This is a genomic window from Agrobacterium fabrum str. C58 (genome assembly GCF_000092025.1).
In the GTDB taxonomy this organism is placed as follows: Bacteria; Pseudomonadota; Alphaproteobacteria; order Rhizobiales; family Rhizobiaceae; genus Agrobacterium; species Agrobacterium fabrum.
The window spans coordinates 2,808,350-2,829,814 of the sequence record NC_003062.2; the positions used below are offsets into that span (position 1 = coordinate 2,808,350).

The following is a 21,465-nucleotide window of genomic DNA, read 5'->3' on the forward strand; positions in this document are numbered from 1 at the left end:
CGCAGCGGTTTTGCGTCCGGACAATGCGCAAACGGCTTATGTCAGGCGGCCAGCATCTGTTCGATCTTTTCGCGGTTAATGCCCTTTTCGCCGATGACGACGAGACGGCTGCGGCGCTCTTCACCCGCCGCCCAGGGGCGGTCGTAGTAGTGGTTGACGCGGCTGCCGACAGCCTGCACCTGCAGACGCATGGGCTTAGTGGCGACTTCGATGAAGCCCTTGATGCGCAGCACATTCTCGGCAGCGGCCGTCTGCGCGATACGGGCCGCCAGCGCCTCCGGATCGGTAACGGCCGGCAGGTCGATGACGAAGCTGTCGAAATCATCGTGTTCATGATCGAGTTCGCCATCATGATGGGTGCGGCGGTTTTCAATATCCTCTTCCACCGCAAGGCCGAGACCGATCAGCACGGTCGGATCGATGGCACCATTCGAAGCAACAACGATCTTCGCCGCCTTTGGCAGATGTTCGAGGATATGGGCCTTGGCCTTCTCGAGGCCGGCATCGTCGAGAAGATCGGCCTTGGTGAGCACGATAAGATCGGCGCAGGCGACCTGATCTTCGAAGACCTCTTCGACCGGATCGTCATGGTCGAGCGCTTCGTCGTTGGCACGCTGGGCAGCAAGCGCTTCCATGTCGTGGGCGACCTGACCCTCGGCCAGAGCCGCGCCATCCACCACGGCGACCACGGCATCGACAGTCACGCGGCTTTTGATGGCCGGCCACTGGAAGGCCTGCACCAGGGGCTTCGGCAGGGCAAGGCCGGAGGTCTCAATGAGAATATGCTCCACCTTCGGCTGGCGGCTAAGGATTTGTTCGATGGCGGGCTGGAAATCATCCGCCACCGTGCAGCAGATGCAGCCATTGGCCAGCTCGACGATGTTTTCCTCCGGGCAGCTTTCAATGCCGCAGCCTTTCAGAATTTCGCCATCAATGCCGATATCGCCGAATTCATTGACGATGATGGCGAGCCGCTTGCCGTCAAGCTTTTCGAGAAGACCGCGCAGCAGTGTGGTTTTTCCGGCACCCAGAAAGCCGGTGACGATGGTGCAGGGAACGCGGTCCAGAAGGGTGCTCATGATCTCTCCTCGGTAAAATCGAATGGGGGAATGCGCGCCAGCATGCCGCGCTTTAGGGGTTCCGGGCGGCCACGCCAGGGCATCAGGCCGTCGGGGGCGGCAGAAAGCAGCCGCGCGCCGACCAGCAGGTCTTCCGCATCGCCGGGCGTCAGCCCGCCAAACACATAAGACCAGCCATCGGCGCTGCGGAGCACGGCACTGAGGCCACGCTTGCAATTGGCAAGGCAATTGACGGAGCGAACGGCAATGCCGCTCTCCTGCGCCTTTTCAATGACGGCATCGGCAAGACGCGAACCGGGACGCGGTTCGGCATTGGGATCGACATCATCGCGACAACTGCGGCATACGAAGACGGTAACGCCCGGCGCTGTCTCGTCCTGCGGGTTCCCGTTTGAACCTGAAGATGTCGCTGAAATATCCAAACCGTCCCGTTCCCGCGTCACGTTAAAATTCATCGGGGTGCGGCTATCGAAAACGGTGTGCGACAGGCGCAAACCCGCTGTTCGATCTGACCGACTGACCGGAGCACCCCGCCCGGCAGACGCTTTTTCCTGAAACGGCAGGTCTCCTGGCTTGCGGCTATCAACACCCTGTCACCGCCTTCCCGAACCGATCATAAAGGTTCAGTGGCTTTACGGTGCGGGCTTACCGCTTACAGTTGCGGGGGCAGCCACGGAATGACCCTTTCTCGGGGCGGAACCGTGTTCCCTCTTAGCTTTTCCCGTTGCCGGGAAAAGACCGTCAGTCCCTTACCCTTAGGCTGAACGGGTGTAAGGGTCAATGCCGCGTGCCCGTGACCAGCGCATTGCCGGGTGCGGCAAATTGAGTATAGTCGCCGCTCCGAATGGCGGGGGCAAAAGGTCTCGCGCCGCAGGACAAGAAGGAACGAGCGATGACCCGCGACATCAGCGACAGCGAAGCCGAACGCCACCGGCAGAAAATGGTCAACCGCAAGACTGTGCAGGACGCCGAAGTTGCGGAAAAGACCATCGAAAAAGGCCTGCTGATGATCAATACCGGGCCCGGCAAGGGCAAGTCCACGGCCGCGTTCGGCCTCGCCTTGCGCATGCTCGGCACCGGGCGGCGAGTTGGCGTCGTGCAATTCATCAAGGGTGCATGGTCGACGGGAGAGCAGCAGGCCCTGACGCTCTTCGGGGATAAGGTCGTCTGGCGCACCATGGGGGAGGGCTTCACTTGGGACACGCAGGACCTCAAACGCGATGTCGCGGCCGCGGCAAAGGCCTGGGAAGAGGCCAAGGCCCTGATGGCCGACCAAACAATCGGTCTTCTGCTCCTCGACGAGCTGAACATCGCTTTGCGCTATGATTACCTGCCGCTGGAAGAAGTTGTCGAAACGCTCTCTAGTCGCAGGCCCGATCTGCATGTCATCGTCACCGGCCGCAACGCCAAGCAGCCGCTGATCGACGCCGCCGATATGGTGACGGAAATGACGCTGGTGAAACATCACTTCAAGGCGGGCGTGAAGGCCCAAGCCGGGATAGAATTCTGACATGACAGCACGGGTGCTGATGTTTCAGGGAACCGGCTCCGATGTCGGCAAATCGCTGATGGTGGCCGGTCTTGCCCGGGCATTCACCCGGCGCGGCCTCTCCGTCGTGCCGTTCAAGCCACAGAACATGTCGAACAATGCCGCAGTTACCGCCGATGGCGGTGAGATCGGCCGTGCGCAGGCGCTGCAGGCGCGGGCAGCAGGCGTGCCGCTTTCCGTGCACATGAACCCGGTGCTCCTGAAGCCGCAGAGCGAAACCGGCGCACAGGTGGTAGTGCAGGGCAAGATCGTCGGCAGCGCCAAGGCGGCCGATTATCAGCACATGAAGGCCGGGCTGATGCCGCGCGTGCTTGATAGTTTCGAGCACTTGAAACAACTGGCCGATCTGGTGCTGGTGGAAGGGGCAGGCAGCGCCTCGGAAATAAACCTCCGCGCCAATGACATCGCCAATATGGGTTTTGCCCGAGCGGCCGATGCGCCAGTGATCCTGATCGGCGATATCGATCGCGGTGGCGTCATCGCCAGCCTCGTCGGCACCAGAGAGGTGCTCGACGACGATGACGCGGCGATGATCGAAGGTTTCATCGTCAACCGATTTCGCGGCGATCCGGCACTGTTTTCCGATGGCATGCGGATGATTGCGGAAAAGACCGATTGGTCCTCCATAGGGCTTCTGCCGCATTTTTCCGATGCGGCGAAACTGCCGGCGGAGGATGCTCTGGGGCTTTCCGGCCCAGCCCAACGAAAGCCAAGCGCAAAAATCCGCATCGCCGTGCCGATCCTGCCGCACATTTCCAATTTCGACGATCTCGATCCCCTCGACATGGAGCCGGATGTGGAACTGATCCGGGTCCGTCCAGGTGAGACGATCCCCGCCGATTGCCGTCTGGTTTTGCTGTGCGGCTCGAAATCGACCATCGCCGATCTCGCCGTGCTGAAAGATGCCGGCCTGGACATTGATATAAAGGCGCATGTGAGACGCGGCGGCTACGTTCTCGGCCTTTGCGGCGGTTACCAGATGCTTGGAAAAACCGTTGCCGATCCTGACGGCATCGAGGGACCGCCGGCGACTGTCGAGGGGCTCGGCCTGCTGGACGTCGACACGGTTTTGACGGGCGACAAACGGCTCGTTTCCGTTCGGGGCACGAGTTTCGACGGCGTTGGTTTATCCGGCTACGAAATGCATGTCGGTGAAACCACGGGAATAGCGGGTAGTCTGGTGTTTTCGACGATCGACGGACATGCCGATGGCACCATTTCGCCCGACGGCCGCGTCTTCGGCACCTATATTCACGGTCTTTTTGCGGATGACCGCCAGCGCAGCGCATGGCTCGAGCGTCTCGGCGGGCAGGGCACGGACCTGAACTATGACGCGCAGGTTGATGCGGTTCTCGACCGTCTGGCTGCGCATATGGAACAGCACCTCGATCTCGACAGGCTGCTTGCTATAGCGCGATAAGGATCGCCAGAAGTCCGAACAGGCCAATCAGCAACAAGTCCGCGATCCGCGCCAGTCGCAATGCCTTGCGAATATCACCGGCAACCAGTGCGGACCTCCCGCCTTCGCCCATGAAACGCGCCTCGATCATCTGCCCGCCATAGGAACGCGGGCCGGCAAGCGCAAAACCGAGAGCACCGGCAAGCGCCGCCTCCGGCCAGCCGGCATTGGGGGAGCGGTGGTGGCGCGCATCGCGACGGATCGCGGCAATGGCCGCTTTTGGCGACGCGCCTTCGACAAAAAAAGCGGCGACCACAAACAGGCTGCCGCTCAGCCTTGAGGCCGGTAGATTAACGAGATCATCCAGCCGGGCCGAGGCCCAGCCGAAGGCCTCATGGCGGGGCGAACGATGACCGATCATGCTGTCTGCCGTATTGATCGCCTTGTAAGCCGCACCACCAGGCAGGCCCAGAAATCCGAGCCAGAAGGCAGGAGCGACGATGCCATCGGAAAAATTCTCGGCGAGACTTTCGATCGCCGCCCGGCAGATCGCTGCCTCATCTAGCTTTTGCGGATCGCGCCCGACGATCATCGACACCGCCTTGCGGCCGCCTTCCACCCCCTCGCGCTCCAGCGCCGTGGCGACTGCCTCCACATGCTGTTCCAGACTTTGTTGCGCCGGAAGCGACGCACCGAATATCGCCACAGCCAAGAGACCGAAGGGCAGGAAAAGCAGAACCGACTGCGCAAACCATGCAAGGATCACCGTTAGCCCGACAAAAACAACCAGCGCCGCAACACCTGCGGCTTTGCGCTGAGAAAATGATGCGCTCTCCCGGTTCCATTTTTTGTCCATGAGCGCGATAAGCGAACCGATCCAGGTGACGGGGTGGCCGATGCGTTTGAACAGCCAGTCCGGATAGCCGGTCAGGCGTTCGATCACGAGCGACAGGAAAGCGAGAGCAAAGAACATGGGCGAGACAGTACCAGAAAAAGCTCAGGGAGCGATCCGTCACGGCGGCAATCTCGGCAAGGCGCGCCTGATGTTTCGGCAAGCACCTGAACCGTGGATCGACCTTTCGACCGGTATCAATCCGCACTCCTACCCGCATTCGCCCATTCCCGCCAGCGCATTCGCCCGCCTGCCGGAACCCGGCGCCGCCGAGGAGCTGAAACAGCTGGCGGCGGCCCATTTCGGCGCGCCTTCCGCGCAGCATGTCACGCTTTCTCCCGGCACCCAGATGTTGATGCCGCTGCTGGCGCAGATCGCCATCAATCGTGGAGCCCAAAGCGGTGCCGTGCTTTCACCCGCCTATGCGGAACATGCCCGCACCGCCCGCATGGCGGGGCTGACCGTCACCGAAGTGGAAAACATCGGCGATCTCTCAGCTTACGGCTATGCGGTGGTGGTCAATCCCAACAATCCCGATGGTCGCATCACGGACCGCGAAGCTTTACTCGCGCTAGCCGGAACGATAGGCCGCAAAGGCGGTCTGCTCGTCGTGGATGAAGCCTTCATCGAAACGGGCGGGGCCGAAAGCCTGGCGGTTGCAACCAATGGCGAAGCGCTGGTGGTCCTGCGATCCTTCGGAAAATTTTACGGCATGGCGGGCGTGCGCCTGGGTTTCGCAATTGCGCATCCCGAGATCGCTGCCGAACTGGAAGCGAGGCTTGGCCCCTGGGCGGTTTCCGGTCCGGCACTGCATATCGCGACAGAAGCTCTGGCGGACAGGGAGTGGCAATCATCCATGCGTCTACGGCTCGCGGAGGAAGCGAGGCGCATGAACGAGTTGCTGGAAAAGGCAGGACTGAAAATCGCCGGCGGCACTTCCCTGTTCACGCTGGTGCGGGACGAGCGCAGCAGGGCACTGTTCGGGCATCTCGGCCGTCGCGGCATTCTGGTGCGCATCTTTGACGAAAGGCCTGATGACATGCGTTTCGGCCTTCCCGGCAGCGAAGCGGATTGGCAGCGCGTCGAAGAGGCGCTGCGATCTTTCGATCACTCCTCGAAAGTGTAAGTCTCGATCGACTCCGGCTTCATTTCGATGGAGAAGCCCGGCAGCTTCGGCGGCATATAAGCGGCGTTGCGGATATCGCAGGGCTCGATGAAGTGCTCATGCAGATGGTCGACATATTCGATCACGCGGCCTTCCTTGGTGCCTGACACCACGAGATAGTCGATCATCGACAGGTGCTGCACATATTCGCAAAGGCCGACACCACCCGCATGCGGCCAGACCGGCAGATTGTATTTGGCAGCAATCAGCAGAACCGCCAGTACCTCGTTCAGGCCACCCATGCGGCAGCTGTCGATCTGCACGACATCAATCGCGCCTTCGGCGATGAACTGCTTGAACATGATGCGGTTCTGGCACATTTCTCCGGTTGCCACCTTCACCGAGCCGATGGCGGCGCGAATCTTGCGATGGCCGGCGATATCATCCGGGCTGGTCGGCTCTTCGATGAAGAAGGGCTTGGAAAAGGCGAGCTTATTCACCCACTCGATCGCCTGATCCACTTCCCATACCTGGTTGGCGTCGATCATCAGGTAACGATCAGGGCCAATCACTTCACGGGTAATGGTGAGACGACGGATGTCGTCCTCCAGATCGCGGCCGACCTTCATCTTCACATGGTTGAAACCGGCATCGATTGCCTCCTGGCAGAGACGGCGAAGCTTGGCATCGTCGTAACCCAGCCAGCCGGCCGACGTCGTATAGCAGGCATAACCCTCGTTCTTCAGTGTCTCGATGCGTTCCTTCTTGCCCGCTTCGGCCCTTCTGAGGATCGCCAGCGCATCATCGCGGGTCAGCACGTCGGTGAGGTACCGATAATCAACGATATCGGCGATCTCTTCCGGGCTCATATCGGCAACAAGCTGCCAGACCGGCTTGCCGGCCTTCTTGGCCAGCAAATCCCACACCGCGTTGACCACTGCGCCGGTAGCGAGATGCATCGCGCCCTTATCCGGGCCGATCCAGCGCAGCTGGCTATCGCTGGTTAGATGCCGCCAATATTTGCCGGGGTTTTCAGTGACAGTAGCAAGATCGGTGCCGACGACCAGATGGCGCATCGCTTCGATGGCCATGCAGCAAATGTCATTGCCACGGCCGATGGTGAAGGTCAGGCCATGGCCCTTCAGGCGCGGCTCATCCGTATCCAGAATGACGTAAGCCGCCGAATAATCCGGGTCGGGGTTCATCGCATCCGAACCGTCGAGGCTTTGAGAGGTCGGGAAACGCAGGTCGAAAACACGCAGATCTGTAATTTTGGTCATGGCCGGTTACTCGCGGTCAGAGTCAAAGAAAATCGTTCAATCGAGGTGGAAGGTTTCTTCCATCATTGCCCACCACTCACCTTCCTTGCGGCTTTCGAGTGGTTGCTGGCAGGGAATGGTGAAAGACCACCACTCCTGGTTCTTTGGGCTTGCAGCTATCTTCGCCATATCGGCGCTGAAATCGCTGCCGTGATATTCCCAGTAGCCGAACAGCAGATTTTCCGGCTCGCGCAGGAAGATCGTGTAGTTGCGAATGTTGCTTTCGCTGATCAATGCCAGAACCTCCGGCCAGACCGCGGCGTGCAGCCTTTTATATTCCGCGATCATCTCAGGCTTGACGCCGATGACCATGCCCATGCGCTGCATGAAAAACTCCATTATTGCTTGATGGCGGCAAGCGCCGCACGCAGCTTCGACTGCGGCAACTTCAATTCCAGCCTTTCGGCGGCGGCAATGACCGGGGCAAAACGGCGGCGCTTCTTTTCGTCATGGTTGCCGGCGATATCGGCAAGGCGATGCGCGAGAAAGGGATTGCGCAAACGCTCCCGCAACAGGCCGATATAGGCTTTCGCCTCGTCTCCCATGCCTTCAGCTGCAAAGACCGGCAGAACCTCGTCGTGCCAGAGCGCTTCCATATCCGCCACCAGAGCGTCGTCGGCCATGGCCTGCCGCACCGTCTCTCCCTTCGAGCGTGCATCCTGCACCCAGCGCTCCGCCAGATAGGAGTGACCGAGATTGAGCAGGAACAACTTCAGTTTTTCATAGTGGTCGAGATCATCTGTCAGCACCACCGCGGGGTGGGTACAGGGAAGGACGAGACCTTCCTGTTTCTCGATCGCCCAGAGTGCATAGGGTTCCGCCACGGCGCCGACAGGATCGATCGGCTCGGAGACGATGCGGTCCACCAGACTATTGGCGAAACGGCACTTCTCATTCAGATAGAAGGCAAAACCCGCCGGCAATTGCCATTCGTCTGCAAGCCGGCGAATGACTTGGCTCAGCTTTTCGCCGTTGCGCGGCACGAGCTCGCAGGGGAAAATCGAGACGGGCGCTTCGGGATTAAGCTCAAAACGCTCCAGCAGCAGCATGCAAAGCTTCGCCGGAAAGCTTTTCGGCACGATGGTGAAATCGGCGGCAAGCTCGGGTCCGTCGCCCGAATCCAGCTCATAACCGCGATCGCCCGTGTTGGACAGAATGACCTCGACCACACAGGCGAGACGGCGCACCTCGGCCCAATCGGTCGCGGCGGTCAAAGCCCGCGCGACTGCCTTGCCCTGAATTTCCTCGTCAACTTCCTGCCCATCGCTGATACCGCGAATACGCACGGGGTAGGGTGCGCCGCTGTTCAGCGCCGCAACGCGCTTCAGGCTCTCGGCATTGCCGGTCGTCTGGACGATTGCAATGCGGCCCAGCGCCTCGCCACTATCGAGCGCCTGCGAAACGAACAGATCCGCATGGGCGAGAAGAAAACGGCTGGTGCCGAATTGCAGGATGGGCGTATCGGGTGTCATGCGACCTCCACCATGCCCTTGATGACTCCGGCTTTCGGATCGGTCAGGCCGGCGAACTTCGAGGGAACATCGGCAAGTGTCATGCGATGGGTGATTAGTGCCTCCGGCACTTTCCCTTCGCGCAAGGCGCGAAGCACCCGCTCGAAATCATCAGCCGTCGCGTTGCGGCTGCCGAGCAGCGTCGTCTCACGCTTGTGAAATTCCGGGTCGTTGAAGCTGATATCGCTGGCGACGATGGACACCAGAACATAGGAGCCGCCGTGACCGACGAAGGAGAAACCGCGCTCCATGGCTTTCGGATTGCCGGTCGCATCAAACACCGCATCGAAGAAATTGCCACCGGTAATGTCGGACAGACGATCTTTGTCACCGTCGCCGAGGGCGACTGTATGAGCGACACCGAGGTGGTCCTTGCAGAAATCCAGCCGGTCGGTGCGACCGTCGATCATCGTCACTTCCGTGCCATCGAGAACCGCAAAGACAGCAACCGCCATGCCGATCGGGCCGGCACCGACGATCAGGACCTTTTGCCCTTTTTCGACGGCACCGCGACGCACCGCATGGGCACCGATCGCCAGAAATTCCGTCATGGCTGCCTGGTCGAGGCTCAGCCCCTCCGCCTTCAGCACGAATTGCTGCGGCACGCTCAGATATTCCACCATGCCGCCATCGCGATGAACGCCAAGCACACCGATATTGCGGCAGCAATTGCTCTTACCCTTCAGGCAGGCATTGCATTTCCCGCAGGACATATAGGGAATTATGGTCACCACATCGCCAGCGGAAAGGTGGCTGCCAGCGGGTGCCTCCTCAACCGTGCCGGAAAGTTCGTGACCCATGATCCGCGGATAGGAAAGATAGGGCTGGTTGCCGGTAAAGATGTGCAGATCCGTGCCGCAAACGCCAATCCGGCGAATACGTACCAGGACTTCACCTTCGCCGCGCACGGGGTTCGGCAGATCCTTGGCGGTTAATTGACCGGGAGTGTCACAGAAAATCGCCAGCATGCATCACCTGTCAGTAAGGGAGTAAAAACGAATGGCGTTGCCGCCGAAAACTGCCGCATGGTCCTTCGCCGGCACGATATCGCGGCAGAAATCCAGCCAGCCCTGAAAGTCGCCCGCAAGGCGCAGCACCGGCCAGTCACTGCCGAAAATCACGCGATCACCGCCGAATAGTTCCAGAATGGTCTCGGCATAGGGCCGCACCGCTTCCGGACGCTGCTCGCCGCGCTCGGTCAGCAGGCCGGATAGCTTGCAATGGACATTGGGACGGGCTGCAAGAGCCGCCATATTACGCCGCCAGTCACGATAGTGACCGGTGGCAATCAGAGGCTTCGCACCATGATCGATAACAACAGGCAACTCTGGATGCTTGCTGGCAAAGGAGAGAAGATGTGGCAGATTGGGCGGCAGGACCAGCGCATCGAACACCAGACCGTGCTTCACCAGCGCCTCCACGGCAGCATTCAGCGCGGCATCGTCTATCCAGGCGACATCTTCCATGCCCTGAAGCATGGGGCGCACGCCCTTGAAGGCTGGATGTTTCGCCCGGCGGGCAATTTCCGCGGTCACTTCGGCAGACTTCATATCCACCCAGCCGACAACGCCCTTGATGAAATCGGTGTTTTCAGCAAGCTCCAGCATGAAATCCGTGTCGGCCGCCGTCTCCATCGTCTGCACGAGCACCGTGCCAGAAACCCCGGCGGCCGTCAGCAATGGCGACAGATCGGTAGGAAGAAAATCCCGGTAGATAGCGGCCAGCGATGGCGGCGGCCATTGCCCGGCGCGATCCTTCATCAGCCAGAAATGCTGGTGGGCGTCGATGAGCATTGCCTCAGGCCTTTCCGCCGGGCACAGGCGCACCTTCAGCAATCAGGCCACGCTTGTGCAGCTCGGACCAGAATTCATCCGGGATAGACTGCTCGAACCATTCGATATTCGAGGCAAGCTGCTGCGCATTGCGCGCACCTGAAACGACTGTAACCGACGCCGGATGGGCAAGCGGAAACTGAAGTGCGGCGGCCTGAAGCGAGACACCCAGTTCCTCGCAGACGTTGTGCAGCGCGTCCACGCGCTTGAGGATATCGGCAGGCGCATCGGCATAATTGAATTTGCGGTTGCCAGCCAGAATGCCCGAATTGAAAGCGCCAGCGACAACGATGGCGACGCCGCTTTCAGCGCAGCGGTTCATGAAAGCAAGGCTTTGCTGTTCGAGCAGCGTATAACGGCCCGCCAGCATGGCGACATCGATATCGAAGACATCCATGGCGTCATTGATGATTTCCCACTCGTTGACGCCGAGGCCGACAGCCCCGGTCGATCCTTCGTCGCGCAGTTTGCCAAGCGCGCGGAACCCGCCGCCGGTGGTCAGCTGCTCCCAATAGTGTTGGTGCTTTTCGCCATGGGTATGGGAACCGATATCATGCACATAAAGAATATCCGGCTTCAAGATACCCAGCCGCTGCTGGCTTGCCTCGAAGGACCGCAAAATGCCGTCATAGGAATAATCATAGACCGGGCGGAACGGCAGGGGCGCAATATAGGCATCCTCCTCCGGGCCCACGGTCTCATCCGGCACCATCACACGGCCGACCTTGGTGCTGAGCGTATAGTCGCCGCGGTCATGCTCGGTCACCATGGTGCCTAGGCGACGCTCCGAGCGCGTATAGCCATAAAACGGCGCGGTATCGAAATAGCGCATGCCGCTCTCCCACGCCTTGTCGAACGCACCCTTGGATTCCTCATAGGGCGTAACACGGTAGAGATTGCCCATCTGGGCGCAACCAAGGCCCATGATTGTGACCTCTACCGGACGGTTCGGCAATTGACGTGTATCGGAGACTTTCATCGCAGGCACTTCCCGAATTCTTGAAATGGAGCGGTGGGTTAAACCGCACGCAGGTGATGAGGCGCGCCACCCTTCGGCGGCGCGCCGTCAGTATCAGTAAAGCACGTTCTTGGCCTCAGGCTTTTCGATATTGTCCTTGGTGACAACAACGACGCCGGTATCGACGAACTTCTCAACCTTTTCCTTGTTGATGAGCTTGGTCACGGTTTCCACGCCCTTTTCACCCATCTGGTACGAACCCTGAACCACGATGCCGGCCAGCGTGCCGTCCTTGACGAAGCTCTGCAGGTCCTGGTTACCGTCGAAGCCCATGGCGATGACCTTGCCGGCCTTGCCCGACTGGGCAAGCGCGCGGCCGACACCGATCGCGGTCGGCTCATTGGCGCCGAAAATGCCCTTCAGGTCGGAATTGGCGGCCAGCACGTCGGTGGTCTGGTTCAGCGCCGTTGCCATCTGCGACTGCGAATAGAACGGGCCAACGATCTGAAGCTTCGAATGCATCTGGATGTAATCGGTGAAACCGCCGACACGGCCGATTTCGGAACCGGCACCGGCGACATAGGACATGACGGCAATCTTGCCTTCCGTGCCGACCTTGTCGATCAGCGCCTGCGCTGCCAGTTCGCCGGCTTTCTTGTTGTCGGTCGCCAGGAACGACTGATAATATTGCTCAGAGCCCTTGGCGAGCTGAGAGTCGATCAGGACCACCGGGATACGGGCTTCCCAGGCCTTCTTGACGGCAGGCACCAGCGCATCCGGATCGGAAGGCGCCAGAACGATACCGGCAACCTTACGGTTGATGGCGTTTTCGACCATGTTGACCTGGTCGGCAATCGCCGATTCGGCAGCCGGGCCCTGGAAGGTCATGGTGTTGCCGGAAGAGTTCTTCATCGCCGCGTCAGCGCCCTTCTGGACGTTCTGCCAGAAGGTGGAGTTGACGGTCTTGACGATAACGGCGATTTCACCGGCCTGCACGGTGGAAACGCTCCACAGCGCGATTGCGGATGTCAGAAGGGCAGTCGTAATTTTCTTCATTTCTTCCTCCGTGATGTCGGCATACCGGGCCTCCCCTGCCGATCTTGTTTGCGGAAAGGGTCCGCAGCCCTTTTGATCAGCGGCGGTTGCGCAGCTGGTCGATCCAGACGGTGACCAGAATGACAAGGCCAATGATGATCTGTTGCGTGAAGGCGGAAACGCCGTTCATATTGAGACCGTTACGCAAAATGCCGATGACAAAGGCGCCGATGGCCGTGCCGGAAATCGTGCCCACGCCGCCGATCAGCGATGTGCCGCCGATGACCGCACTGGCAATGGCATCCAGCTCATACATCACGCCTTCGTTCGGCTGGGCGGTAACGAGACGCGACATCAGCACGCAGCCCGTCAGCCCGGCGAGCGTGCCGGACAGGATGTAGGTGAAATTGGTGACGCGAGCGACGTTGACGCCGGAAAGGCGGGCAGCATCCGCATTGGAACCCACGGCATAGATGTGGCGGCCGAGGATGGAGCGGTTAAGCATGAAGGAAACCGCAAGCGCAATCACCACCATCAGGATGACCGGATAGGGAATGCCGGGAAACACGACATTCGGAAAGCCATCGTCACCGATAGTGACGATACGGAAGAGTGCGCCATTGCCGAGTTCACCGAAGGATTCGCCAAGGCCGGATACGGCGCGCGCACCGGTGATCTGCAGGGCCACACCGCGGGCAATCAGCATCATGCCAAGAGTGGCGATGAAGGGCGGCAGCTTGAAGCGCGTCACCAGAAGACCGTTGATGAGGCCACAAAGCGACCCCGTCAGAATGCCGAGCAACATGCCGATGGGCACCGGCATGCCGAGTTCCTTCACCGCAAGGGCGGCAACGACGCCGGCAAGCGCAAGCACCGAACCGACGGAAAGATCGATGCCGCCGGTGATGATGACACAGGTGGCACCAATGCCGAGCAGCGCAATAGAAGTCACCTGCAGCGCGATCGTCATGCCATTATTGACGGTGAAGAAGGCGTTACTGGTCGCGGAGAAGACCGCGACCAGCGCAAAGAGGCTGCCGAGCGCCGCAAATTTCTGGATGATGTCCTTCTGACGATCGCTGACGGCGAAGCCCTTCTTGGGTTCTGCAATATTGGCCATGTCGTTCCTCACTGCGCGGCCCGGCCGTAACCGGACGCATACCGCATGATTTCTTCTTGATTGGTCTTGGCGGTTTCGAGCACGCCGGTGATACGGCCCTGATGGAACACCGCAATACGATCCGTCAGTCCCAGAATTTCCGGCAGTTCCGAACTGATGAGAATGACGCCGATGCCCTGCGCGGCCAGTTCGTCCATGATCTTGTAGATCGCAAACTTCGCGCCAACATCGATGCCGCGCGTCGGCTCGTCGAAGAACAGCACGCGCGACTGCCGGAACAGCCATTTGCCGATGATGATTTTCTGCTGGTTGCCACCCGAAAGCAGCCGCACGGTCTGATCGATCGAGGGAGTGCGGATATTCAGCAGATCGACGTAACGCTTCGCCACATCGTCATGCTTCTTGAAATCGATCAGCCCGAAACGGTTGGAAACCTCGCCGAGATTGGCGAGCGTCGTATTGGCCGCCACCGACATCTTGATGGCGAGGCCATCGCTTTTGCGATCTTCCGAGAGATAGGCAATGCCTTCCTCGATAGCGTCCTGCGGCGAGCCGATCGAAAGTTCGCGCCCGTTGAAAACGATCTTACCCGCATCGAGCGGATCGGCCCCGAAGATTGCCCGCGCAACTTCCGTTCGTCCCGCGCCCATAAGTCCGGCAAAACCTAAGATTTCGCCACGCCGCAGTGAAAAACTGACGTCACTGAACACGCCATTGCGCGTCAGCCCTTCGACGGAAAAGAGAATATCATCCGTCGGGCGCGAGGTGCGTTCGGGGAATTTGTCTTCCAGCGAACGCCCGACCATACGCGTGACAATGTCATCAACAGTGATCGAGGCGAAATCGTCGGTTGAGATATAACGTCCGTCGCGCAGGATCGTCACGCGATCGACGATCTCGGCCATCTCATCGAGACGATGGGAAATATAAACGATACCGACGCCGGAGGCCTTGAGATCGCGGATAACCTTGAACAGAAGCCGGGTTTCCTGCTCGGTCAGCGAGGAGGTCGGCTCGTCCATGATCAGCACTTCGGCATCAAGAGAGAGCGCCTTGGCGATTTCCACCATCTGACATTGCGCGACGGAAAGACTGCGGACCAGCTGGTCGGGGTTGATATCGACCCCCAGCCGGTCGAGACAGCGTTTGGCATCGAGTCGCAGTTTCTTGCGGTCCACGAGAAAACCCCGGCGCGGCTCACGCGCCAGATAAATGTTCTCGGCAACGGAAAGATGCGGAACAAGGTTGAGTTCCTGATGGATGATGGCGATGCCGGCCGCTTCGGATTGCAGCGGCGATGCATATTGCACCTTCTCGCCTTTGTGCAGGATCGTTCCTTCACTCGGCTGGTAGACACCGCTGATGATCTTCATCAGTGTCGATTTTCCCGCGCCATTCTCGCCGCAGACGGCATGCACTTCGCCGCTGCGCAGATCGAAATGAACGTTCGACAGCGCTTTTACGCCTGGAAATTCCTTGCTGATGTTCTCGAGACGCAGAAGGACCGAACGCTCCGCACGCGCCATCTCCTCAGGCGAAAAATCGCCCCGAATTGTCGATGCGCCCTGCGACATCTGGAAACCTCCACCCTGTTCCCCGCTCCACCGGGGGCCTTGAACAGGGCAAATGGTTAGGCCGGTTTTTTATAATGGTCAAGCCAATTAGGTCAAAAATTGAAGGTGCGCTTTGGAGGAAACGGAAAGCAATCACAAGAAATTTTAAAATAATACTGTATTTTCAGTTATTTAAGTAATTTCTTGCGTATTGGCACGCTTGACGTTACGGTAAGGCCAAATATAAGTATCACGAAGGCTTCAGTAAAAAACACATGAATGGTCAGGCCAAAATAGCGGAACCGCGCAGGCTTTATCAGCAGATTGCGGATCAGATACGCGAACTCATCGACGTGGGTGAATTCCTGCCCGGGACGCGGCTTCCCGCCGAACGGGAATTGGCACAGAAACTCGGCGTGTCGAGACCCTCGTTGCGTGAGGCGCTGATTGCGCTTGAAATCGACAACACCGTCGAAATTCGCATGGGTTCCGGCGTCTATGTATCTACCGAAGCGCTTCAAACGACCCATCACACCAAGTCGCTGGGAGACAGCCCTTCCGAATTGATGCAGGCGCGGGCCGCGCTGGAGGGGGCGACCATCGTGCTGGCAGCAAACCGGATGACCGATGAGACGATCGCGGCCCTCCGCCAGATTCTCAACACCATGCAAAAGGAAATCGAGGCTGGCCGCAAACCCCTCGATCAGGATCGCCTGTTTCACGTGACCATTGCCGAGCAATCCGGCAACAGCGTTCTGGCGAGGCTGGTGGCCAACCTCTTCGATGAGCGCCACAGCCCCATTTCGGCCCAGCTTCGCGTCAAATTTGAAGATCGCGACACTTGGACCCGCGCCCTGCAGGAGCACGAAGCTATTCTGGCGGCGCTGGAGCTCAAGGATCCGCTGCTGGCGCAAGCCGCCATGCACATCCATCTGGAAGGTTCGAAACGCCGCTGGGTGGATAGCTGAATGACAAACATAGCAGGCAATGTACCGGGAGGAGGAAAACCCGTGAGTGAGAATTCCGAGGCAACCATTTTGCTGAACGCCAACGACAATGTCGCGGTGGCGCGTCGGTCTATCCCGGCTGGCGGAGCGACGGGCAGGGGTGATCTGGCGGCACTCGAGCTGATCGGACGCGGGCACAAGGTGGCGCTCAAACTCATCAAATCCGGAGACGAGGTGCTGAAATACGGGCAGGTCATCGGCATCGCGACCCAGGACATCGAAGCCGGCCGGCATGTGCACCTGCACAATCTCGCCATGGTGCCGTCAGAACATGCGCATCAGTTCAGCGTCGACATCGAGGAGAAGGGCATGGTGCCGGAAGCCGAGCGCCGGACCTTCATGGGTTATGACCGTGGTCTCGGCGGCGTTGGCACACGCAACTATATCGGCGTCATCGCCTCGGTGAACTGTTCCGCCACTGTGTCGCGCTACATCGCCGATTATTTCAACAAACAGGGCGGCCTTGACGGCTTCGACAATGTCGATGGCGTCGTGGCGCTGACCCACGGTGGCGGCTGTGCGCTGAACACCAAGTCGGAAGGTTACCGCCTTCTGATCCGCACCATTCAGGGTTATGCCCGCCATCCGAATTTCGGCGGGATTCTGCTGATCGGCCTTGGTTGCGAAACCAACCAGATCGCGCCCATTCTCGAACATTACAAGATGGAAGAGGGCGAGCGGCTGCGCACCATGACCATCCAGCAGCATGGTGGCACCCGCAAGACCATCGATGCGGCAATAACCGAAATCAAGGCGATGCTACCGATGGTGAACGCCGCCCGCCGCACCGAGCAACCGCTTTCCAAGCTGAAGGTCGCACTGGAATGTGGCGGCTCGGATGGATATTCCGGCATCTCCGCCAATCCGGCTCTGGGTTATGCATCCGACCTAATCGTCCGCAATGGCGGCACGACCGTGCTTTCCGAAACGCCCGAAATCTACGGCGCGGAGCACCTGCTGACCAAACGCGCCGTCACACCTGCGGTCGCCGAAAAACTGCTGCAGCGCATCGACTGGTGGCGGGACTATACCGCCCGCAATGGCGACGAACTCAACAACAATCCTTCGCACGGCAACAAGCTCGGCGGCCTGACTACCATTCTGGAGAAATCGCTGGGCGCGGTCGCCAAGGGTGGCTCCATGCCGCTGAAGGCGGTTTATGAATTTGCCGAGACCGTGACGGAGCAAGGCTTCGTCTTCATGGATACACCCGGCTATGACCCCGTTGCCGTCACCGGCCAGGTTGCCGGCGGCTGCAACGTCATCTGTTTCACCACCGGCCGTGGCTCGGTTTCAGGTTTCAAGCCCTCTCCCTGCATCAAGATCGCCACCAACTCCGAAATGTATGAACACATGAAGGAAGACATGGATATCAACTGCGGCGAGATCGTCACCGGAACGGAAACCATCGAAGAATCCGGCAAACGAATTTTCGAACATATTCTCGCGGTCGCTTCCGGCGACAAGACGGTGAGCGAAATTTATGATTACGGTGACAATGAATTTGTGCCGTGGCAGGTCGGCGCAGTGACCTGAAGCGCAATACCGACTGTCCCACGTGAAACAAAAGGCCCGGAAATCACTTTCCGGGCCTTCGTCATTTCTGTCTATATCGCGCGCTTAATGGCGGAAGTGGCGCATGCCGGTGAAGACCATAGCCACATTATGCTCGTTTGCAGCGTCGATCACGTCCTGATCGCGCATGGAGCCACCCGGCTGGATGACAGCGGTGGCGCCCGCAGCGATTGCAGCAAGCAAACCATCCGCAAACGGATAAAAGGCTTCCGACGCAACGGCAGAGCCGCGCGTCAATGGTTCGGCAAGGCCAAGAGCCTTGGCTGCATCTTCCGCCTTCTGGGCGGCGATGCGGGCGGAATCCACACGGCTCATCTGGCCAGCGCCGATACCCGCCGTCTGACCGTCCTTCGCATAGATCACGGCATTGGATTTCACATGCTTGGCGATCTTGAAAGCGAACTTCATGTCCTCAAGCTCTTGCGCCGTCGGTGCACGCTTGGTTACGACCTTGAGTTCGAGATCCTCGACCATGCCATTGTCACGGCTCTGCACCAGCAGGCCACCGGAAACGGTCTTCGCCGTGAGGCCAGCCGCACGCGGGTCTGGCAGGCCGCCGGCGGCCAGAAGGCGCAGGTTCGGCTTGCGGGCGATGATGGACTTGGCCTCTTCGGTCACGTCAGGCGCGATGATGACTTCGGTGAAGAGCTTGACGATCTCTTCCGCCGTTTCCGCATCGAGCGTGCGGTTGAGCGCAATGACGCCGCCAAAGGCGGAAACGGAATCGCATGCCAGCGCCCGCCGATAGGCTTCTGCAAGGGTAGGGCCGGTCGCAACGCCACAGGGATTGGCGTGTTTGACGATGGCAACGGCCGGCGCATTTTCCGGCAGGAACTCCGCCACCAGCTCGTAAGCCGCATCGGTATCATTGATGTTGTTGTAGGAGAGCTGCTTGCCCTGGAGAAGCGTCGCCGTTGCAACGCCGGGGCGCTTTTCACCGGTCAGGTAGAAACCGGCGCTCTGATGCGGGTTTTCACCATAACGCATCTTTTCTTTCAGCACACCGCCGATGGCGCGGTAATGAGGCGTCTCGATCGCCAGTGCTTCGGCAAACCAGTTGGAAATCACGGCATCATAAGCAGCCGTGCGGGCATAGGCCTTGGCGGCAAAACGCTGGCGCAGCGCATAGGAGGTCTGTCCGTCATCGGCCTGCAGGGCTTCCACCAGCGCAGGGTAGTCGGAAGGGTCGGTAACAACGGTGACATAGGCATGGTTCTTGGCGGAAGCGCGGATCATCGCCGGGCCGCCAATATCGATATTCTCAACCGTCGTCGGATAATCGCCGCCCTTGGCGCGCACTTCCTCGAACGGATAGAGATTGATCACGGAAAGATCGATCGCCTCGATACCATGTGCCTTCATGGCCTCGACATGCTCGGCATCGTCGCGGATTGCCAGAAGCCCGCCATGAACATTGGGATGCAGCGTCTTGACGCGGCCATCCATGATCTCGGGAAAATTGGTGACGTCGGAGACATCTGTGACGGCAAGACCCGCTTCGGCAATCGCCTTTGCCGTACCGCCGGTCGACAGGAGCTTGACGCCGAGCTTGGAGAGTACCGTTGCCAACTCGATAATATCGGTCTTGTCGGACACGGAAAGAAGCGCCGTGCGAATCTTGACCTTATCGGGGGCGGGAATTTTCTTGGACACCACGGCCATCGGGCATACTCCGTATAATAGGGAGGACAGGCTGGAAGGGGAATGATCCAGCGATTGCCGCCGCGTTAACACAGCTTACCGCATTAATAAACAGCGGGGATGCCGAACGGCAAAAACTATGGCGGTTTTTGCCCTGAGTGGCCCAAAAGCCCTCAGCCCATGCGTTCGATGAGCCAGCGGATTTCCCGGGTATTGACGAGATTGAAGGGTAATTCGATCTGCTGCGAAGGACGCATGCCGGATGCATCCGCCATGAAGACATCGTCGGTCACGAAAAGCTCCAGTCCGGGCGCCGAAAACAGCCAGGTGGTGCCATCCGCGGCCTCCAGATAAACCGACTCCTCATCCCGCTGGTGTAGCTGAATATGGGGGTGGATGTGAAAACGGGAAACCGCTGACACGGATTGCAATTGCGCTTTCACCACGGCTTCGTCAGCGCGAAGCAGGTCGCGGCCCTTTATCTTCGTGCCCGCCGCATTCAATTCTATTTCCCGCTCATGGTAGCAGCCGAAATTCTGCAAATAACCATCATGCGACGCCCAAAGGATGTCATTGCCATTTGCATCCGTTCCACGTCGGCTATCGACCTTGCTGACGCCCGAAACCATGATCGGGCCAAGCAACCTCGAGCGCGACAATCTGCAGGACGAAGTGTCGGCAAGCGTGACGGTGGAATGCGCCGCCGTGGAACGGCTGGCGCGTTGATATTCCGGTGCGGCATTACGCGGAAACCCGGAATTGACGATGAACCGGTTCTTGCCGCAGGACATTTCGAAAGAGAGACACCCTGAATGGGCGCTGCGCGACAGTTCCGCCGAACCGGGATAACCGGTGTCCACGATGATAACAGTCTCATCTGTCGCGAGCCGATGGTAATTCACATCCGTCAGGACCTTGGAAGGCCGGCCGGCCGTTTCATCATAACGCAGCACGGAAACAAGCTCGTTGGCGAGCGTCGCCGTGGCGCCGTTGAACAGCGCAAGATCGCCGCCCTGATGCCGGAAGAACCGGATCGCCGGAAACATGCGGTCTATCGCCGGCACCAGTCCAGAGGGCAGGTCATGGCCAAGATTAATATAACTTTGCCGCAGCGGCAGGAGATCGAGCAGCAGATCCAGCATAACTCTTGGATTGCGGGAAACATGCCCGCCATCGGGGAGAATCTGGCGTTCCATTTCCTGAGCTAGCTTCGTTCCGTTCCGGTTGATCCGTGACAACCGTGTGGGCATGGCGATGGAGGCCATCGCAAGCGCTATTCTGATCCGCAGCCGCGCTTCACCATCCGGCGCATGTTTGACGATCCGCTCGAGGTAACGCACATGAAAGGCGAGGCTCTTCAGGAAACGGCGATAAAAGCCCGCATCGGCCTCGTATAAAACCACGGGAGAATGCGAAAGCCAGGCTATCAGCCTCTGCGCCGCAATTTCAGGTGACCAGGCCGTGCCCGTAACGCGCTTGCCATGCAATACCATCCACTCGGCGACGATGCGACGCGCACGCTTGCAGGCCTCGCTCGATTTATCGGAACGAATGTGCCGCAGCCAGGTAAATGCTTGCAGCCGTTCTTCAAAAACTGCTGAAGGGTAATCTACCTGAAACGGCGAAGCGCCGCCGGTTTCAACGACGCGTCCGGCAAGCGCGATGCGACCGCGCAACAACTCCTCGGCAAAATAGGGATCGATCGCTCTCAGATCGGTGGGTGCAGCCACCAGGCCAGTGGGCACGCGGTTGGTGAATCGCGATAGATGCAGACGCAACGGGGTAAGGCCGACACACAGATGACGATAAGCCATCCGCGAAAGAAGACCGGCGGCATTCATGCTGCCTGCGAAGGACCCTAACAAGCTGTGTTTCCCGTTTCACATGTTT

The 21,465-nt window shown here is 59.4% G+C and carries 19 protein-coding genes and 1 riboswitch; of the genes, 5 read left to right on the forward strand and 14 right to left on the reverse strand.

The window, feature by feature from the left end:
- Positions 1-41: 41 nt before the first annotated feature.
- Together cobW and ATU_RS13665 are read right to left on the reverse strand one after the other, a co-directional pair.
- Positions 42-1,079: a cobalamin biosynthesis protein CobW gene (gene cobW / locus ATU_RS13660; protein ID WP_010972578.1), complete on the reverse strand. Its 1,038-nt coding sequence runs from the start codon at positions 1,077-1,079 to the stop codon at positions 42-44.
- Positions 1,076-1,501: a DUF1636 family protein gene (locus ATU_RS13665; RefSeq protein WP_035258099.1), complete on the reverse strand. Its 426-nt coding sequence runs from the start codon at positions 1,499-1,501 to the stop codon at positions 1,076-1,078. Before ATU_RS13665 ends, cobW begins: the two co-directional genes overlap by 4 nt.
- Positions 1,502-1,620: 119 nt before the next feature.
- A riboswitch (cobalamin riboswitch) is annotated at positions 1,621-1,837 on the reverse strand.
- A 134-nt stretch (positions 1,838-1,971) separates the two neighbouring features.
- Here ATU_RS13665 and cobO point away from each other — a divergent pair.
- The gene (gene cobO, locus ATU_RS13670; RefSeq protein ID WP_010972580.1) at positions 1,972-2,589 is read left to right on the forward strand and encodes a cob(I)yrinic acid a,c-diamide adenosyltransferase; all 618 of its coding nucleotides are present in this window, start codon (positions 1,972-1,974) and stop codon (positions 2,587-2,589) included.
- 1 nt (position 2,590) lies between these two features.
- Positions 2,591-4,048 (forward strand): cobyric acid synthase, encoded by a 1,458-nt coding sequence (locus ATU_RS13675; RefSeq protein ID WP_010972581.1) that lies wholly within the window; start codon positions 2,591-2,593, stop codon positions 4,046-4,048.
- Here ATU_RS13675 and cbiB read toward each other — a convergent pair.
- The gene (gene cbiB, locus ATU_RS13680) at positions 4,035-5,000 is read right to left on the reverse strand and encodes an adenosylcobinamide-phosphate synthase CbiB (RefSeq protein ID WP_010972582.1); all 966 of its coding nucleotides are present in this window, start codon (positions 4,998-5,000) and stop codon (positions 4,035-4,037) included. The two genes, ATU_RS13675 and cbiB, sit on opposite strands and share 14 nt — an antisense overlap.
- Between cbiB and cobD the strand changes: the two genes are divergently transcribed.
- The gene (gene cobD, locus ATU_RS13685) at positions 4,999-6,045 is read left to right on the forward strand and encodes a threonine-phosphate decarboxylase CobD (RefSeq protein ID WP_010972583.1); all 1,047 of its coding nucleotides are present in this window, start codon (positions 4,999-5,001) and stop codon (positions 6,043-6,045) included. The two genes, cbiB and cobD, sit on opposite strands and share 2 nt — an antisense overlap.
- On the opposite strand, the gene ATU_RS13690 is transcribed toward cobD, so the two are convergent.
- The 9 genes from ATU_RS13690 to ATU_RS13730 all read right to left on the reverse strand — a co-directional run bounded on the left by ATU_RS13690 (position 6,027) and on the right by ATU_RS13730 (position 15,373).
- Positions 6,027-7,304 (reverse strand): L-fuconate dehydratase, encoded by a 1,278-nt coding sequence (locus tag ATU_RS13690; RefSeq protein ID WP_035258051.1) that lies wholly within the window; start codon positions 7,302-7,304, stop codon positions 6,027-6,029. The two genes, cobD and ATU_RS13690, sit on opposite strands and share 19 nt — an antisense overlap.
- Before the next feature lie 36 nt (positions 7,305-7,340).
- On the reverse strand, positions 7,341-7,670 hold the full coding sequence (locus ATU_RS13695; protein WP_010972585.1) for an L-rhamnose mutarotase: 330 nt from the start codon (positions 7,668-7,670) through the stop codon (positions 7,341-7,343).
- Positions 7,671-7,681: 11 nt separating this feature from the next.
- Entirely contained in the window at positions 7,682-8,815 is a 1,134-nt protein-coding gene (locus tag ATU_RS13700; RefSeq protein WP_010972586.1) for a mannitol dehydrogenase family protein, read from the reverse strand.
- Complete coding sequence (locus tag ATU_RS13705; protein WP_010972587.1) at positions 8,812-9,822, reverse strand: zinc-binding alcohol dehydrogenase family protein; 1,011 nt, start codon at positions 9,820-9,822, stop codon at positions 8,812-8,814. The genes ATU_RS13700 and ATU_RS13705 overlap by 4 nt, the downstream gene beginning before the upstream one ends.
- A 3-nt stretch (positions 9,823-9,825) precedes the next feature.
- Complete coding sequence (locus ATU_RS13710) at positions 9,826-10,647, reverse strand: amidohydrolase family protein (RefSeq protein WP_010972588.1); 822 nt, start codon at positions 10,645-10,647, stop codon at positions 9,826-9,828.
- A gap of 4 nt (positions 10,648-10,651) precedes the next feature.
- Positions 10,652-11,665 carry an aldo/keto reductase gene (locus ATU_RS13715; protein WP_010972589.1) on the reverse strand — a complete coding sequence of 338 codons (1,014 nt, stop codon included), beginning with the start codon at positions 11,663-11,665 and terminating at the stop codon, positions 10,652-10,654.
- A 93-nt stretch (positions 11,666-11,758) separates the two neighbouring features.
- Positions 11,759-12,700 carry an ABC transporter substrate-binding protein gene (locus ATU_RS13720; RefSeq protein ID WP_006311043.1) on the reverse strand — a complete coding sequence of 314 codons (942 nt, stop codon included), beginning with the start codon at positions 12,698-12,700 and terminating at the stop codon, positions 11,759-11,761.
- Positions 12,701-12,776: 76 nt separating this feature from the next.
- A complete protein-coding gene (locus ATU_RS13725; RefSeq protein WP_006311044.1) occupies positions 12,777-13,799 on the reverse strand; it encodes an ABC transporter permease in 1,023 nt (340 codons plus the stop codon).
- A gap of 8 nt (positions 13,800-13,807) precedes the next feature.
- Entirely contained in the window at positions 13,808-15,373 is a 1,566-nt protein-coding gene (locus ATU_RS13730) for a sugar ABC transporter ATP-binding protein (RefSeq protein ID WP_006311045.1), read from the reverse strand.
- Positions 15,374-15,627: 254 nt separating this feature from the next.
- Here ATU_RS13730 and ATU_RS13735 point away from each other — a divergent pair, with 254 nt between their 5' ends.
- Positions 15,628-16,320 carry a FadR/GntR family transcriptional regulator gene (locus ATU_RS13735; RefSeq protein WP_010972591.1) on the forward strand — a complete coding sequence of 231 codons (693 nt, stop codon included), beginning with the start codon at positions 15,628-15,630 and terminating at the stop codon, positions 16,318-16,320.
- 42 nt (positions 16,321-16,362) lie between these two features.
- Complete coding sequence (locus ATU_RS13740) at positions 16,363-17,895, forward strand: UxaA family hydrolase (protein ID WP_006311047.1); 1,533 nt, start codon at positions 16,363-16,365, stop codon at positions 17,893-17,895.
- Positions 17,896-17,979: 84 nt separating this feature from the next.
- Here the strand turns inward: ATU_RS13740 and purH are convergent, their stop codons facing one another.
- Positions 17,980-19,596: a bifunctional phosphoribosylaminoimidazolecarboxamide formyltransferase/IMP cyclohydrolase gene (gene purH, locus ATU_RS13745; protein ID WP_010972592.1), complete on the reverse strand. Its 1,617-nt coding sequence runs from the start codon at positions 19,594-19,596 to the stop codon at positions 17,980-17,982.
- Between the two features lie 152 nt (positions 19,597-19,748).
- The gene (locus ATU_RS13750; RefSeq protein WP_035258055.1) at positions 19,749-21,416 is read right to left on the reverse strand and encodes a heparinase II/III family protein; all 1,668 of its coding nucleotides are present in this window, start codon (positions 21,414-21,416) and stop codon (positions 19,749-19,751) included.
- Positions 21,417-21,465: the final 49 nt, after the last annotated feature.